Raw genomic sequence first — 16,049 nt, forward strand, 5'->3', positions numbered from 1 at the left:
AATTCCGTACAGTAAGTCACAAACCTTTGTCGAGTTACGTGTGTGATTTCTCCTTTCGTCGAAATGACAATATTGCACATTTTCAACGGATTAAAATCCATTGAAAACGAAAAAATATGATCAAACAAAATATAGAAGATTAATTTTTAACCAATGAAACATCGTCAACCTGACAAGAAGCATTTGCTGTGCCATCTGCCAGAAAACCAATCTCAATCTTTCCTGCCTTAACAGGTATGTTTTTAATAGTTATCGTTGCCCATGAAGGATTTTCTTCTTTTAAATTGTAAATGAGTCTTTTACCATTACTTAAAGCATACATTTCTAAGTTTGTAAAACCTTTGGTGTTCTTTACTTTGGCAGTAAGCGTATACGATCCATCTTCAAGTTTCACATAAGGAGAAGAAGCAATTGTTTGAAAAATTTTTCGTTTAAAGTTAACCTTGTCATTAATATTTAAGCTTTTTTCGCCTATAACAATCTTTCTGTCGTTTTCAGTATTGAAGTAATTTATAACCGGAGAATTTATACTATCCAACCCAATTTTATTTCCTTCAATAACCTCATTAAACCATCCTGTCAATTCTGTTTGTACAGGTTTTACAGGACTTGGAATATGCCTGCGATCGGCTTCAAAACTGCCGTTTTTAACGTAATCATTATCTTTGGCTACTTTCCACTCACCTGTTTTGGCATTAATATTCCATGAGCTAAGTGAATTAAAATAAGGAGTTTTTCCATCAAATGAAATCGGGCACCATTGGTTATATCCTAATCCATTACCTGCAAAATCTGCCCATCGGTCCCCACAGTATACTATTGTTTCCTGCTTGCTTCCTTTTATTGAAAAGAAAAAACCAGTTTGTGATACATGTGCAAAATCATCTGAAGCTCCGTTTATAACCAACATTTCATTGGCAGGAAGATACGGTCCTTTAATATCATCAGCAACTAAATAATAGGCAAATGAAGCATCCCAGCCATATATATTTGATGCAAACATATAGTATTTGTTATGGTACTTGAACATGCAATTTCCTTCACGGCTCTCTCCTTTAAAAACCTGTGTACAGTCCAGAAGATTTACTTTCCCTTCTTTTACACCAATTTCTGAAACATATATTTTATTTCTTCCTCTGCCATAAGAATAAATTAAATAGGACTTTCCGGTATCTTCATCGGTAAATACGGTTTGATCGCCAGTATTGCTGGTTCCTATCATTTTCTCCATATTTATTTTTTGATGCCAGGTAAATTGCCCTGTTGGGGAATCTGAAAGCGTAATTAATACCTCACTTCCATGCTGAACAAACATCGCATATTTATTCAGCTCTTTTATATAAGCAACTCCTAAGCGCCCTACCCAGGTTTTGCCGGATTTATTCACTTCGTCTGTAGTTACAACATCTCCTTCAAACGTCCAATTTACTAAATCAATTGAACTGTAACAGGTTACAGATTTAAAAGTAGCATTCGGTAAAGTAACATATGGAGCATTTCTATAAATATTGGCCTCTTCATACTGAACACCATACCAGTAATATTTTTGTACACCTGATTTAGGATCTGTAAATTTAAAAATGCCGCCACCCTGGCTATTTATTGGCAGTCCATCTTTTGTATTCCAGAAAATATCATTTTTGATGTTGCCAGTCTGCGCATTGACGTTGCTCATTATACCTAAAATAATAACCAACATAAAAAAAGATGTGATTGCAGGATATATTTTTTTAATTTCCATGGTCTTATTTTTTTTAAATTAAAAATATAATAGATATGAATAAGTCATATAAGTTCGATCTAAACTATAGATTTATTCTACTATTTAAATGTACTTATATGACTTATGTTTCTTTAAAACCTGTTGGCTTTACAGATTATTTCACTTTAATAATAACTTCTTTAGGTTTTAGTTATTGGCTTATAAATATGACAGTTATATACTATTATTTTATAAGGAACGAATGATACCTTCTTCAAGCCCTCTTAACTCAGCTAAACCTCTTAATCTTCCAATAGCTGAATAACCGGGATTATTTATTTTTCCTAAATCATCCAACATTTGATGCCCGTGATCCGGTCTGAACGGAATCGAAATATTGCTCTTTTTTTGTATCAGTAATAATTCTTTAACTACCGCATACATGTCTACATTTCCATCTAAATGGTCGGCTTCGAAAAAATTACCTTCTTCGTCCCTGCGAACATTTCGTAAATGAATAAAGTGTACCTTATCGCCTAAAGCTTTTGCAATTTCCGGTAAATCATTTTTTTCAGATGCTCCAAGAGAACCTGTACAAAAACAAATTCCGTTTGAAGCAAAAGGTGCTTTTGAAAGAATAAAATCATAATCTTCCATCGAGTTTACAATACGCGGTAATCCTAAAATATCAAAAGGAGGATCATCCGGATGAATGGCCAATTTTACGCCGCATTCATCTGCAACCGGGCAAATTTCATTTAAAAAGTAACTCAGGTTTTCTCTTAAAATCGCTCTGTTGATATTGGCGTAAGGTTTTAATTTGGCCTGCATATCAGCAACAGTCATCTTTTTTTCACCGGGAATTCCGAACATCACTACATCCAAAAGCGCTTGTAACTGCTCTTCGTTTGATGTATTGAAACGTTCTTTTGCCTGAGAAACTATGTTTGCAGGATAGCTATTTTCAGCATTTTCTCTTTTTAAAATATAAATATCAAAAACTGCCAGATCAACCCAGTTAAAATACAAAGCCTGAGAACCATCGGGCATTTCATAATCTAATTTTGTACGTGTCCAGTCATTAACCGGCATAAAATTATAGGTAATGATTTTGATACCACAGGCTGCAACATTGCGAATACTCTCTTTATATTTTTCTATATAAGTTTTATAATCACCTGTTTTGGTTTTAATATCTTCATGAACCGTAATGCTTTCTACTACATCCCAGGTTAAACCGTATTTTTCAATTTCAGCTTTTCTGGTTTTTATTCCTTCAACAGTCCATACTTCACCATGAGGAACATGGTGTAAGGCTGTTACGATTCCGGTAGCTCCGGTTTGTTTTATATGTTGTAAACTTACCGGATCATTTGGGCCGAACCATCTCCAGGTTTGTATCATTCTGTTCATACTTTCTTTTTTTTATAAATTATACACCGCTAAAGATTGTAAAACCGCCATCTAAAGTCACTTTTGAACCTGTAGCAAATTTTGAGGCATCGCTTAGTAACCAAACCAATGCTCCTATTAATTCGTCAGGGCTTCCAAAACGCTTATACGGCGTATTTTGAATAATTAAATTTCCTCTTTCGGTTAAGCTGCCGTCGGGATTTGTTAATAATGTTCGGTTTTGTTCCGTTAGAAAAAACCCGGGAACAATTGAATTCATTCTGATTTTATCACCATATCGTTTTGCAAGTTCAACTGAAAACCATTTTGTATAAGAATCGATAGCTGTTTTTGCCAGACTGTATCCTAAAACTTTCGTCAAAGCCTGTTCTGTTGCCACGGATGAAATATTTACAATGCTTCCTATGCTATCGTTATTTTTGATTGCTTCACCAAAAATCTGTGTTGGCAAAAGTGTTCCGAATAAATTCAGGTTCATCACTTTTTGTAAAGCATCCATATTCAGTTTAAAAATATCCTGATCCGGCTGAATGACAGCATCGGGCATGTTTCCACCTGCTGCATTTACCAGACCATCAATTTTTCCATACTTTGAAAGAACCAGATCGCGTGCTTTTATCAAATCACTTTCGATAGTTACATCAGCAATTAAAGCTAAAGCTTCTCCTCCATTTTTAATAATGGATTCGGCTCTTTCATTGGCTACTTTTTCATTTCGGCCCAAAACGCCAACTATTCCGCCTGCAGCTGCAATACCGTTAACGAAAGCTTCACCCAATACTCCGGTTGCACCCGTTACAATTATTACTTTTCCTTTTAGTGTAAAATCTGTTTTCAAATCTTTATATTTTATTTTTTAAATTTAATCCAGTAAAAAAACAATTAATCCTCTTGCTCCATGCGCTCCCAAAACCAAAGACTGTTCAATATCTGCCGTTTTTGATGGTCCCGCTATAAAAGTTCCAAAACCATATTCCTGATTTCCAATTCTTTTGTAAGCCTGGTGCATGCTTGCTAAAATTTCATTTTTATTTACAATAATTGCTAAATATTGTGTAATAAAAGGCGTAACACGTTGTCCTAATATATCATCCGTTACCCAAAGCGCACTGTTTTCAGCAACGCCAAAATGAGCTTTTATAATTGCTAATTCAACATTTTGAAGCGTATGTGGATCATCATTTTTCCAATCTAAAACCGCCACTTCAGAAAGTTCGGGAATAGTTGTAATAATTCTTTTATCCAGTGAATAATTGTTTTTTAGGAAGGCTAAAATTTCATCATAATCAGCCACTTCGACACTTTCTCCTCCAATATTTTTTAAAACCGTTTTATAGGTTTCCAAAACATTCAGATTTTCCGAAAATAAAACTTCTAAATCAGGTAAATCTGCATTTATAACTGGCTGATTTTGTTTTATTTTCTGTAATATTTCGGCTTTACTACTCATTATCCTTAGCTTTAGATTCTCTTGAATTTTTCTTGTACCATTCTCTAAATGACTCTTCGGGAACAGCTGGCATTTCACGTTGGTCATACCATTTGTTCATCTTATTGTTAACCATTGAAGGAATATTTTTCATTACAAATCTTCCTGATTTTCCGACTAAATTAAATACGACAGGATTTGCCAAAACTGCTGCCATGGTTTTCATAGCCATCGTTTTTACTGGTGGCGTATGACCTTCTTTCACCAATACCTGACGCCATTTGTATAACTGATCGTGAATATCAATTTTTACGGGACAAACATTGGTACATGAACCGCAAAGTGTGCTGGCAAAAGGTAAATCGGCATTTTTGCTCATATCTAAATTAGGGGCTAAAATAGAACCAATTGGTCCTGCCACCGCATTGTGATAACTGTGTCCGCCGCTTCGTCTGTAAACAGGACAAGTGTTCATACAGGCACCACAACGAATACATTTTAATGAATTCCTGAAATCTTCTCTTCCTAATTGTGTACTTCTGCCATTGTCAACGATCACAATATGTATTTCTTTTCCTTCTCTTGGTTTTTTAAAATGACTCGAAAAAGTAGTAATAGGCTGTCCCGTAGCGCTTCTGGCCAATAATCTAAGAAATACGCCTAAATGTTTACGCTGCGGAATGAGCTTTTCGAATCCCATGCAGGCAATGTGCACATCTGCTAAATGCGCTCCCATGTCTGCATTTCCTTCGTTGGTACAGACTACAATTTCACCTGTTTCCGCGATAGCAAAATTTACTCCGGTTAAAGCGACTTTTCGGGTTAAGAAAGTATTTCTTAAACTTAAACGTGCAGATTCGGTTAAATATTGAGGATCAATGTTTCCTTTTTCCGTTCCTAAATGTTCATGGAAAGTTTCACTTACATCTTCTTTTTTAAGGTGAATAGCCGGCAGAACAATATGACTTGGCGGTTCTTTACGGAGCTGAACAATATATTCTCCTAAATCAGAATCGATAACTTCAATACCTTTTTCGGCTAAATAATCGTTTAAATGACATTCTTCCGTAAGCATTGATTTGGATTTTACCATTTGCTTTACGTCATGTTTTGCCATAATCGAATGTACTATTTCGTTATGTTCTTTCGCATCTGCTGCCCAGTGGACAATTATTCCGTTTTTTTGAGCATTTGCCTCAAATTCAATTAAATAATCATGAATATTAGAAAGTACATTATTTTTAATTTGTGAAGCCGTTTCCCTGAGTAATTCCCAATCCGGAATTTGATTGGCAGATTTATCCCGTTTTTCACGGACAAACCAAAGTGTTTCATCGTGCCAGTCAACTCGTTTTACATCTTTATTAAAACGTGTTGCAGCTTCGCTATGTGGCATTATTTTTTTTGAAGACATTTTTTAATAGTTTAAAATAAACCAGTAGGTAAATTAAATCAATTTTTATTTATAAAATTCAAAACATTTTCATGAATGTTTTGATCTCCCTGAACAACATCAACAGTAACATTCTTTAGAAATATATTTTCGACAGGAAGTTCTTTTTGTCCTGAAATTTTCGAAATAAACTTGACATTTGTTGCTTTTATATTATCCAGATATATGTTTTTTATTGGCGTAAGCCTGCGTTCAATTGTTGGAACTAAATCTCTCCATTGGTATAATACATCGGTGTCAATACCCAGAATTCCTGCGTCAATTTTTCCTGAAACAATATTACTCATATAAATGTTACTGACATACCCGCCCCTGCGTTCATTTGTCTTTATAAAAAGAAGATGATTTAATTTTGCACCATCCACGACTGTGCAATTATCAATAAATACATTTTCTATTCCGCCCGAAAGTTCGCTGCCAATGGCTACTAATTGATGTCCGTTTTTTACGGTACAATTTCGCATAACAATATTTTTTGAAGATGTATTCAATCGCCACGCATCCTGATTGCTTCCTGATTTTATGGCAATTGCATCGTCTCCCTGATCAAAAATACAATTTTCGATTAATACATTCTGGCTCATTTCAGGATCCACTCCATCATTATTATGTCCGTGTGCGTATACTTTGAGATTTCTAAGCACGACATCTTTAGATAAAAAAGGGTGAATGGTCCAAAAAGGACTGTTGGTAATGGTAACTCCGTCCATTAAAATGTTTTCACATCGGTTAAACTGAATAAACTGCGGACGAAAATGAGCACTGTCATTAACCATTTGACGCTCTTTCATTGGTTTGTTGTAAGATGCTAAAAAATATAATCTTTTCAGGCTTTCCATGTGTGCTTTGGGTCTGGCGAACCATTCTTTCCAAATATCCATTTTGGCTTTTAGTTCACCTTCACCGGTAATAGCTATGTTTTTGCATTTGTAAGCATAAATCAATGGAGAATAATTGTAGCATTCGTAACCTTCCCAAGTTGAGTTAACTGCAGGTAAATAATCATCCGGGGTTTCTGAGAAAAGTAAAACTGCTCCTTTATTTAAATGAAGGTTTACATTGCTTTTAAAGTGAATTTTCTTTGTCAGCCATTCACCTTCCGGTATCACGACAACTCCTCCTCCTGCTTTATTGGCTTTAGAAATTGCTTTGTTTATCGCTTCAGAAGTTTTATTTTTATTACCCTGAACTGCTCCAAAATCAACAATTGAAAATTCCTTACACTTACTAAAATCAGGAATTTTTATAGCAGGCATTTCAAAAGGTGCTTTTACTATAACTTCTTTTAAAGTTACCAAAGACTGATCCTTCTTAAACGATAAAAAAATAAGCGAAAGTAATAATGCAAAACAGAGCGTTAATTTTTTCATGAGTAAGTTTTTTTAACACACTTCGACTCCGCTCAGTGCAGGCTAGAAACATAGATTATTATAGCTCAAAAAGACGTTTCACTTGCTTAAATATACACAGCTATGTGAAAATGATGGGTATCATATGTTTATTCTATGCTAATGTGTTTAATATTTCAGCAATATGGATTGTTTTTATATTGCTTTTTTGTCTTTTCAGGATTCCTTCCAAATGCATTAAACAGGACATATCACCACCAGTTATATAATCAACCTGATGAATTTCATGATCTTTGATTCGGTCCTGGCCCATTTTTACGGAAACAGCTTCTTCAGTTACACAAAAAGTACCTCCAAAACCACAGCATTCGTCCTTTCTGGTTAAGGAAACCAAATCGAGACCTTTTATATTGTGTAGTAATTGTTCAGGTTTAGAGAAAAAAGGGGCATTTAGCTCGGTCATCTGCGAAAGTTTTAATCCGCGTTGTCCGTGGCAGCTTACGTGCATTCCTACTTTATGCGGAAAATTTCCTTCGATGTGATCTACTTTAAGAATATCGGTAATAAACTCTGTCAATTCAAAAACTTTCTTTCGCATTGCAGCAGCCAAATCTTCCTGTTTCTCGTCATGTAAATGATCTTTTACATGCAGGACACAACTTCCTGAAGGGCAGACAATATAATCAAATTCAGCAAAATTAGCTATAAAATTAGCGTCACATCCTTTGGTTAAATGTTGATAACCACTATTGGCCATGGGCTGTCCACAACAAGTTTGTTTCATCGGAAAATAAACATCGCAACCTAATTTTAATAATAACTCATAAGTCGCAATACCTACTTTTGGATAAAATTGATCCACATAACAGGGAATAAAAAGTCCAACTTTCATACGGAAATAATTTTTAAGAATATCGCATGACGATTTTTCCTGAGATTCATCTCATAGAGATTAATAATTCTATTTTTATTGACTCCAAAATTAAAATAATAAAGGAACCAATTTTTTCATTCTGTAATTTTCTTTAAGAAATTGAGAAGTAATTTGTTTATCAGAAATTACCATTGCTGCTCCCAAAGCTGAACCTAACGGTGAATGTGTAGATAAAACCTTGAATGAACTGAAATGATGTGACATTAATTTCATAAATACATCATTGTCCGTAAATCCTCCATCAATAAATATCTTTTTGATTTTGCTGTTTCCAATCGCCTTGTTTATAGTGTCCACTTGCAATTCCATGAGTTCAATCATCAATTGATGATACGCTTCTTCGAAAGTATCAAATGGTTCCAATGCTGTTTTATGAGGCAATCGTTGCAACGAAATACCTTCAAATTTAAAATAAACTGCCGGTTTTTCAATCAAAGCCAAATAAATATCGGTATTAAAAGTCACATCTCTGTGATAACCGTATTCTTTGTGGTAATATTCACACAGCTTTTCTACTTGTAAACGATATTCATTCCCCATAAAAAAACGGGAAGCTTTAACTCGTTTACCATCAATTCTAAGATAATTCAAACAATTATCTGCAATATCTTGTTTACTCAGGCTTTCAGAATTAAACGGATTCAGGGCAATACTCCAGGTACCTGTTGAAAGTAATAGAAATGGTTTCTTTTTGCTTAAAATATAAGGAAGTAAAGCGGATGAACTATCATGTATTCCAACACCTATTTTAAGTTTTTTGTCCTTATAAGTTGTATTAATACTGGCTGACGTAGGAACAATTGGAGGCAATATTTTATCGATGCCTTCATCATGGACCCATTTATGGTAATCTTCCTCATCGTAATTCCATAAATTAGTATGACATCCGATGCTGGTATACTCACTTACAGGTATTCCTGTAAACAAATAGGAAAGATATTGTGGAAGATGTAAACTATATTTTATTTGAGAAAACAAATCCGGTTTTGTTTTTTTAAGCCAATAAAGCTGCATTCCTGAATTCAGCATTCCTGAAGGAGGTGAAGCGGTTTCTGCTCCAATAGTCAATGCATCTCCATGTTGCTTATAAAAATCTTCCAGAATTTCCTGTGGAATCTCCTTTGTATAATTATATAGCGGAGTCAATGGTTTTCCTTTATAATCAAGATGCACTAAACTTGCTCCGTAGGAAGAAAAATTTAAAGTCTTAATGTCGAAACGGGAGTCATCTAAAATTGCATCAAAAGTTTCTTTTATCCAATTACGCAGGGTTTCAAGATTCTCAGTTTCAAAACCATCTTCATCTACCGTAAGAGGCAAATTTACATAGTCACGATACACTTCATTATATTCTTCATCAAAAAGAAAAAACTTTTTGTTCGTTTTACCAATATCAAATACAGCGTTTACTCTAGTCATAACTTATAATCCTGTAGCCATTGTTTTTAATCCTCTTTCTGAAATCAAATTACTTCTTACAGCAAGATTACGATATAATTCTACCGGATTTAAAGCTGCTCCGGAACGTAAACGTGCTTCGGCAACCAATGCACGAACATCTGTACGGAAAGCGTTTTGTAAAATTTCCTGAGCTTTTACAACATCATTTTCATCCTGAGCGATTTCCAATGCTTTTCTGTCAACCAAAAGTGCCTGTGCGTAAGCAATCATAATGGCTTCAACAGATTGTAATAAATCTTCTAACGGATCTTTTATATTATGGGAAGCATCAATCATCCATCCTAAATCTTTGGCGTGATTCATTCCTCTTGCATCCATTCCTTCAACTAATTCATTAAATATCAGGAATAACTGATATGGTTTTAATGCTCCTGCAGTTAAATCGTCATCTCCATATTTGGAATCATTAAAGTGGAATCCGCCTAATTTTCCTTCCATCAATAATAAAGAAACGATTTGCTCAATATTAGCGTTTGGCAAATGGTGACCTAAATCAACCAATGTCTGTGCTTTGTCTCCTAATTTTTTTACATAAGAATAGGATTGTCCCCAATCTGCAACTGTAGTCGAATAGAAGTTTGGTTCAGCACATTTATATTCTAAAAATAATTTCCAGTTAGAAGGTAATGCGTCATAGATTTCTTCTAAACTTTCTAATGTATTTTGGTATGCTTTTCTAAAATTTAATTGTCCGGGAAAAGAAGATCCATCTGCCAGCCAAACCGTCAATGATTCTGAACCCAAAGCGATTCCTTGCTGAATAACTTCAATATTATGGGCGATTGCCTGCTTACGTACTGCTTTGTTTACATTTTGCAATGAACCAAATTTATACGAATGTTCCTGATTTTCCTGATTTTGAAATGTATTTGAATTTACAGCATCAAATTTCAAATTGTGTTGTGCTGCCAAAGCTTTTATGGCATTATGATCTGTTGGGATGTCCCATGGAATATGCAAAGAGATTGCTCCGGAAGCATTATTTAAAGCGTGAAGCAAACCTACATCCTCAATTTTTTCTTCTAATGAACGAGGTTCTCCTCCACCTGCAAAACGTCCAAATCGTGTTCCTCCTGTACCTAATGCCCATGATGGAATTGCAATTTGAAAATCGATTAATTTTTGAATAATTGATTCTGTCTCACCAATTTCTGATACAGTAAAAATTAATTTATTTTGGTGTTTTTTTAATAAACCATCATTATGGGATGCTATAGTATTTGATTGAATTAACATAATTATTCCTTTTTAATAGGGCTTACAATATATAAATATTCTATAAACTGAACCCTTGTTTTACTTTACTTTTTTATGCTATTTTGTTTGTTTAAATGTGATTAAATAAATTTATTTATAAAAAATAATTGTTATAAAAAATCTAACGTCCGACAGAATCGAACGTTAGAAAAACAAAAACCACTTTGTTAAATAAACTTAAAAAAAACTAAACAACTTATCGGTAAAAGCCCATTGTTACTCCACCGTCTACATTCAAGGCATTTCCTGTCGATTTATTCAACAGGCCACCTACAAATGCAAAACAAGCGTTTGCAATATCATCAGGCAATATAATTTCATTTAATAATGTGCGTTTCGCATAATATGCAGGTAATTCCGCAACGGTAATTCCGTATGCTTTTGCACGACCTTCTGCCCATCCGCCAGACCAGATATTTGAATCTGAGATAACAGCATCCGGATTAACGGTATTCACACGAATTTTATCAGCACCTAATTCGGCAGCCATTAAACGTGTCAAATGTGCCTGCGCCGCTTTTGCTGATCCGTATCCCGGATTATTCGGACCTGCTACAACAGCATTTTTAGAAACGATATTCACGATATCTCCTCCAAATCCTTGCTTGCGCATTACTTCGATTCCGGCTTTAGAAACAATAAATTGTCCTTTAACCAAAATATCATACAATCTGTCCCATTCTTCAAGAGTATGTTCTGCAATTGATTTTGAAATACTGATACCGGCATTGTTTACAACAATATCAACACCACCAAAAGCTAAACATGCATCATCTAATGCTTTTTCTGTGCTATTTTCATCTGTAACATTCAATAAAGTATTCGAAACAGCATCTTTACCAAATAATTTGATAAATTCTGTCGTAGCACCTTCTAAACGTTCTTCATTAATATCATTAATAACCACACAAGCTCCTTCTTCAGCAAATCTTTTTGCAATAGCTTTTCCAATTCCACCGGCTGAACCAGTGATTACGGCTACTCTTCCTGATAGTGCTTTTGGTTTTGGCATGCGTTGTAATTTTGCTTCCTCCAATAACCAATATTCAATATCAAAAGCTTCCTGATGTGGCAATGATGTATATTCGGAAACAGCCTCTGCCCCTTTCATTACATTTACGGCATTGATATAATATTCTGATGCCAGACGAGCCATTGTTTTATCTTTGGCAAACGTAAACATACCTACACCCGGATATAAAATTACTACCGGATTTGGATCACGCATTGCCGGCGAGTTAGACTTTTTACAGGTGTTGTAATAATCTTTATACATCGCTCTGTAAGCTTCAAAAGCAGGTGTTAGTTTTGTTTTAATTGCATTTACGTCAGACAAATCTTCATTCGGATCTAATTCTAAAACCAATGGACTGATTTTAGTGCGTAAAAAGTGATCCGGACAAGAGGTTCCAAGAGGCGCTAATTTTGCTAAATCATTCGAGTTAATAAACTCCAGAACCCTAGAATCATCTGTATAATGACCAATCATCTGACGTTCTGAAGAACAAAAACCTCTTAAGATCGGAGCAACTTTGGCAGCTTTTAATTTACGGTCAGCAGACGAAAGGCTTTCTATTTTTTTACCTCCAAAAACCGGACGTTTTTTTCCGTAATTACTTTCTAAATATTCAGCACACTTTTCAATTACTTCAAGTGTATTGATATAACTTTCATATGAAGTATCTCCCCAGGTAAACAATCCATGGGAACCTAACATAATACCACGCAATTTTTTCCCTTTTTTGGCTGCTTCTTCCAAACAACTTCTTAGCTGAAGTCCCAAGTCAAATCCGGGACGCTGCCATCCTACCCAGCCAATTTCTCCGTTGAATAATTCTTCAGTAATTTTTGCTCCGTCTTTTGCAGCAGCAATAGCAATTGCAGCATCGGGATGCAGGTGATCAATATGTTTAAACGGTAAAAAACCGTGTAATGGTGTATCAATAGAAGGCGCTTTAGAAGCTAAATCAAATATACAATGGTTGAACAATTCTACCATTTCATCTTCAAACTCAATACCTCTGTATACATTTTCAAGATTACGTAATCTGTCTAAATAAAGGGCTGCACAACCTGATTTTGTCAATGTTCCAATATCTCCGCCAGAACCTTTTATCCACATTACTTCAGAGCTGGTGCCTGTCAATGGATCTTTATCTGTAATTTTAACTGAAGTGTTTCCTCCTCCATAATTAGTAAGTCTTAAATCAGCTCCCAATAAATTAGAACGATAAATAAAAAGAGCTACTTCATCTCCTGCTAATGCTGCAGCTTGAGCATCATCCCAAAGATAGCTTACATGCTGAAAAGTCATATTATTTGTGTTTATATTTGACATTATGTTATTTTAAAATTTGATTATTATTTATAATGAGTTTCCAATCCCGACTAAAACAATGGATAACATTATCAATACAATTCCTAACAGAAAAGTATTAAAGGTTTTTTTAGAAACACCTTTCCATTCTTTTAGGTAAAAACCCCAAAAGTTAGCAGTAAGAATAATTGTTGACATGTGCAGGATCCAGGAACTCGCTCCGTTTCCTAATTTGCTTTCACCCATTCCGTAAAAGAAAAACTGTAAGAACCACATTGTTCCTGCAATTGCAGAAAAAAGTATATTTTTTGAAATCGGTGTGCTTTTATCTGTATAATTTCCAAAAGTTTTATTTTTGAAATTAAGATACATACACCAGATAAAGTTAGTTGTCAATCCGCCCCAAAGTATAACAATATAGGTTACATTATTTTGAAACAAGAATTGGCCCTGGCCTGGATTCAATGCTTTCCATGCCTCATTAGCAACATCAGCCATTGGTTTTCCCGCTTCAATTCCGAAGTTAAAAAATGAACTTAAAATACCTGATATTATGGCAATGATTAACCCTTTTACCAGACTAAAGTCTTTGTCTTTGTCTTCGTGACCCGTTGCAAAATCTTTTTCTTTCAGCATTCCTGCTTTTCCGGAAATCGCAATACCAGTCAAACAGACCAACACCCCAAGCAGAACAAGACGTCCACCTGTATTTGTAAGCATATCAGTAAAGGATACCTTACCTTCTGTATGATAAAAATTATAATAAATTGGAGGAACCAAAGCTCCAAAAGCAGAACAAAAACCTAATACGATTGAGTTTCCTAATGACATACCCAGATAACGGACACCAAGACCATAAGTAAGTCCTCCTATTCCCCAAATCAATCCCATAGTGTACACTAATGTTTTTATATCCGGAGATGTGGCTGCGATAATTTCAGTAAAATTCGGAATTGTCAAATAAGCAGCAATTGGCGGTACAATCAACCATGAGAAAAATCCTCCAATAATCCAATAACTTTCCCAGGCCCATCCTTTTACTTTCTTAAAAGGCATATAAAAACTCCCTGAGGAAAATCCTCCTATAGAGTGAAAAATAATTCCGAGTAATGATTCCATTTAATGATTAATTTTTTGGTTAAGTCGATAGTTAAATTTGGCTTTGTAAAATAAGAGAATGTAAAAAAGAAAACTATCCTGTACTGTCCTTTACCCCAATCTATATTTATTTTAAATCATAAATTATTGCGAGAAGTTTCAATTTATTGTGATTTTTTAAATTTAAAATTTATATTTTAGCAAACGTTTGCGTAATTAATATCTTTTAGTCTTTTTTAAAGAAAAATATTACATATAATGCAACTTATAATTACATCTCCTCTAAAAGAGATGTTTAGAATACATAAACATGATCAAACTAATTAAAATTGATGAAGATTCAAGGGTTCCTAAATACAAGCAAATTGTGGATTCAATCTTGCAGAATATTGCTAATGGTAACTTGAAAATAAATCAAAAAATCCCATCAATAAATAGTTTTAGCGAAGAATTCTATATGTCAAGGGATACTGTTGAGAAAGCTTATAACATATTAAAGGAGCGTAAAATTATTTCTTCAATCAGAGGAAAAGGATACTATATTACCCGAACAAAATTAGAATCCAAAGTCAATATTCTATTTTTATTCAATAAACTGAGTGCGTATAAAATGAAAACGTACAGCTCTTTTATTAATACTTTAGGAGCAAATGCCCATGTAGATTTACATATTTATCATTGTGATGAAACATTATTTTTAAATCTTCTCGATAAATTTGAGGGAGCTTACGATTATTATGTCATCACGACCCATTTTAAAACAGAAGAGTTAAAACATTTGAGTTTTACTGATGAAGTAGCAAAAGCTATCCAGAGAATACCTCAGGAAAAGCTAGTTATCATGGATAATATAAAGATTGGGCTAAGTAGTGAGGTCATTAAAATTTATCAGGATTTTGAAAATGATATTTATAATGCCTTAAAAGAAGGACTTTCTAAAATAACTAAATACAAAAGACTCATATTAGTATATCCGGAAAAAGCAGTTTATCCCTATCCAAGAAGGATTTTACATGGTTTCAGAAAGTTTTGTGTTGAACATGAGATTAATTTTGAAATCCTGAATGAGGTATATGACGATATGATTCTGAAAAAAGGAGATTTATTTATTACGATTGAAGAATCTGATTTGGTTAATTTAGTAAAACAAATTAGGGACGAAGAATATATTTTAGGGCAAGACATTGGGGTTATCTCCTATAATGATACTCCTTTAAAAGAATTATTAGGAATAACTGTTATGTCTACCGATTTTAATGAAATGGGAGAAATAGCCGCCAGAATGATTTTAAACAAAGAAAAAGGAGAAGTAAAAGTTCCTTTTAATTTTATTGACAGAAATTCTATTTAAAAGATGCAAAGGTACTGAGAGACAAAGAGGTGCAAAGATTTTAAAAATAGCTTCTTTAATGTTCTTCCAAAGACGCGGAGTTGCAAAACATTAAGTATTAAACTTAAAAAACTTTGCGACTCCGCGTCTTTGCGAGATTAAAAAAATCAAAACCTTTAAATCCAATAACCTGAGTTCGATTCTATTTTTTTTGAATTGCCTCCTGCTTTAGCTGGAGGTTATAATTTAATACAACAAAAAGGGCTTTAGCCAAATGAAACTGTTTTTTTTCGGCTAAAGCCAATT

General features: G+C 34.2%; 12 protein-coding genes. 1 reads left to right on the top strand and 11 read right to left on the bottom strand.

Annotation, left to right across the window (positions count from 1 at the left end; translation table 11 throughout):
- Positions 1 to 139 precede the first annotated feature (139 nt).
- From PMI10_RS19010 to rhaT, 11 genes are all read right to left on the bottom strand, one after another.
- On the bottom strand, positions 140 to 1,741 hold the full coding sequence (locus PMI10_RS19010) for a family 43 glycosylhydrolase (protein WP_007810867.1): 1,602 nt from the start codon (positions 1,739 to 1,741) through the stop codon (positions 140 to 142).
- 210 nt (positions 1,742 to 1,951) lie between these two features.
- Positions 1,952 to 3,106, bottom strand: a complete 1,155-nt coding sequence (gene uxuA / locus PMI10_RS19015; RefSeq protein WP_202948199.1) for a mannonate dehydratase — start codon at positions 3,104 to 3,106, stop codon at positions 1,952 to 1,954.
- A 28-nt stretch (positions 3,107 to 3,134) separates the two neighbouring features.
- On the bottom strand, positions 3,135 to 3,953 hold the full coding sequence (locus tag PMI10_RS19020; RefSeq protein WP_007810870.1) for an SDR family oxidoreductase: 819 nt from the start codon (positions 3,951 to 3,953) through the stop codon (positions 3,135 to 3,137).
- A gap of 24 nt (positions 3,954 to 3,977) precedes the next feature.
- Positions 3,978 to 4,565 (bottom strand): LutC/YkgG family protein, encoded by a 588-nt coding sequence (locus PMI10_RS19025; RefSeq protein ID WP_007810871.1) that lies wholly within the window; start codon positions 4,563 to 4,565, stop codon positions 3,978 to 3,980.
- Positions 4,558 to 5,958 (bottom strand): lactate utilization protein B, encoded by a 1,401-nt coding sequence (locus tag PMI10_RS19030; RefSeq protein ID WP_035632258.1) that lies wholly within the window; start codon positions 5,956 to 5,958, stop codon positions 4,558 to 4,560. Before PMI10_RS19030 ends, PMI10_RS19025 begins: the two co-directional genes overlap by 8 nt.
- Positions 5,959 to 5,996: 38 nt before the next feature.
- Entirely contained in the window at positions 5,997 to 7,367 is a 1,371-nt protein-coding gene (locus PMI10_RS19035; RefSeq protein WP_007810874.1) for a glycoside hydrolase family 28 protein, read from the bottom strand.
- A 133-nt stretch (positions 7,368 to 7,500) separates the two neighbouring features.
- Positions 7,501 to 8,238 carry a (Fe-S)-binding protein gene (locus PMI10_RS19040; RefSeq protein WP_007810875.1) on the bottom strand — a complete coding sequence of 246 codons (738 nt, stop codon included), beginning with the start codon at positions 8,236 to 8,238 and terminating at the stop codon, positions 7,501 to 7,503.
- A gap of 90 nt (positions 8,239 to 8,328) precedes the next feature.
- Positions 8,329 to 9,699, bottom strand: coding sequence for an FGGY-family carbohydrate kinase (locus tag PMI10_RS19045; RefSeq protein ID WP_007810876.1), 1,371 nt, complete (start codon positions 9,697 to 9,699; stop codon positions 8,329 to 8,331).
- A gap of 3 nt (positions 9,700 to 9,702) precedes the next feature.
- Positions 9,703 to 10,977, bottom strand: a complete 1,275-nt coding sequence (locus tag PMI10_RS19050; protein WP_007810877.1) for a TIM barrel protein — start codon at positions 10,975 to 10,977, stop codon at positions 9,703 to 9,705.
- Between the two features lie 217 nt (positions 10,978 to 11,194).
- On the bottom strand, positions 11,195 to 13,336 hold the full coding sequence (locus tag PMI10_RS19055; protein WP_007810878.1) for a bifunctional rhamnulose-1-phosphate aldolase/short-chain dehydrogenase: 2,142 nt from the start codon (positions 13,334 to 13,336) through the stop codon (positions 11,195 to 11,197).
- Positions 13,337 to 13,363: 27 nt separating this feature from the next.
- A complete protein-coding gene (rhaT, locus tag PMI10_RS19060) occupies positions 13,364 to 14,434 on the bottom strand; it encodes an L-rhamnose/proton symporter RhaT (RefSeq protein WP_007810879.1) in 1,071 nt (356 codons plus the stop codon).
- A 289-nt stretch (positions 14,435 to 14,723) separates the two neighbouring features.
- On the opposite strand from rhaT, the gene PMI10_RS19065 reads away from it, so the two are divergent.
- The gene (locus tag PMI10_RS19065; RefSeq protein WP_007810880.1) at positions 14,724 to 15,764 is read left to right on the top strand and encodes a GntR family transcriptional regulator; all 1,041 of its coding nucleotides are present in this window, start codon (positions 14,724 to 14,726) and stop codon (positions 15,762 to 15,764) included.
- Positions 15,765 to 16,049: the final 285 nt, after the last annotated feature.

Source organism: Flavobacterium sp. CF136 (assembly GCF_000282055.1).
In the GTDB taxonomy this organism is placed as follows: Bacteria; Bacteroidota; Bacteroidia; order Flavobacteriales; family Flavobacteriaceae; genus Flavobacterium.

Excerpts from the sequence above, each read along its gene's own strand:
- PMI10_RS19010 (WP_007810867.1), bottom strand. The coding sequence starts at position 1,741 with ATGGAAATTAAAAAAATATATCCTGCAATCACATCTTTTTTTATGTTG.
- uxuA (WP_202948199.1), bottom strand. The coding sequence starts at position 3,106 with ATGATACAAACCTGGAGATGGTTCGGCCCAAATGATCCGGTAAGTTTA.
- PMI10_RS19025 (WP_007810871.1), bottom strand. The coding sequence starts at position 4,565 with ATGAGTAGTAAAGCCGAAATATTACAGAAAATAAAACAAAATCAGCCA.
- PMI10_RS19030 (WP_035632258.1), bottom strand. The coding sequence starts at position 5,958 with ATGTCTTCAAAAAAAATAATGCCACATAGCGAAGCTGCAACACGTTTT.
- PMI10_RS19035 (WP_007810874.1), bottom strand. The coding sequence starts at position 7,367 with ATGAAAAAATTAACGCTCTGTTTTGCATTATTACTTTCGCTTATTTTT.
- PMI10_RS19040 (WP_007810875.1), bottom strand. The coding sequence starts at position 8,238 with ATGAAAGTTGGACTTTTTATTCCCTGTTATGTGGATCAATTTTATCCA.
- PMI10_RS19045 (WP_007810876.1), bottom strand. The coding sequence starts at position 9,699 with ATGACTAGAGTAAACGCTGTATTTGATATTGGTAAAACGAACAAAAAG.
- PMI10_RS19050 (WP_007810877.1), bottom strand. The coding sequence starts at position 10,977 with ATGTTAATTCAATCAAATACTATAGCATCCCATAATGATGGTTTATTA.
- PMI10_RS19055 (WP_007810878.1), bottom strand. The coding sequence starts at position 13,336 with ATGTCAAATATAAACACAAATAATATGACTTTTCAGCATGTAAGCTAT.
- rhaT (WP_007810879.1), bottom strand. The coding sequence starts at position 14,434 with ATGGAATCATTACTCGGAATTATTTTTCACTCTATAGGAGGATTTTCC.
- PMI10_RS19065 (WP_007810880.1), top strand. The coding sequence starts at position 14,724 with ATGATCAAACTAATTAAAATTGATGAAGATTCAAGGGTTCCTAAATAC.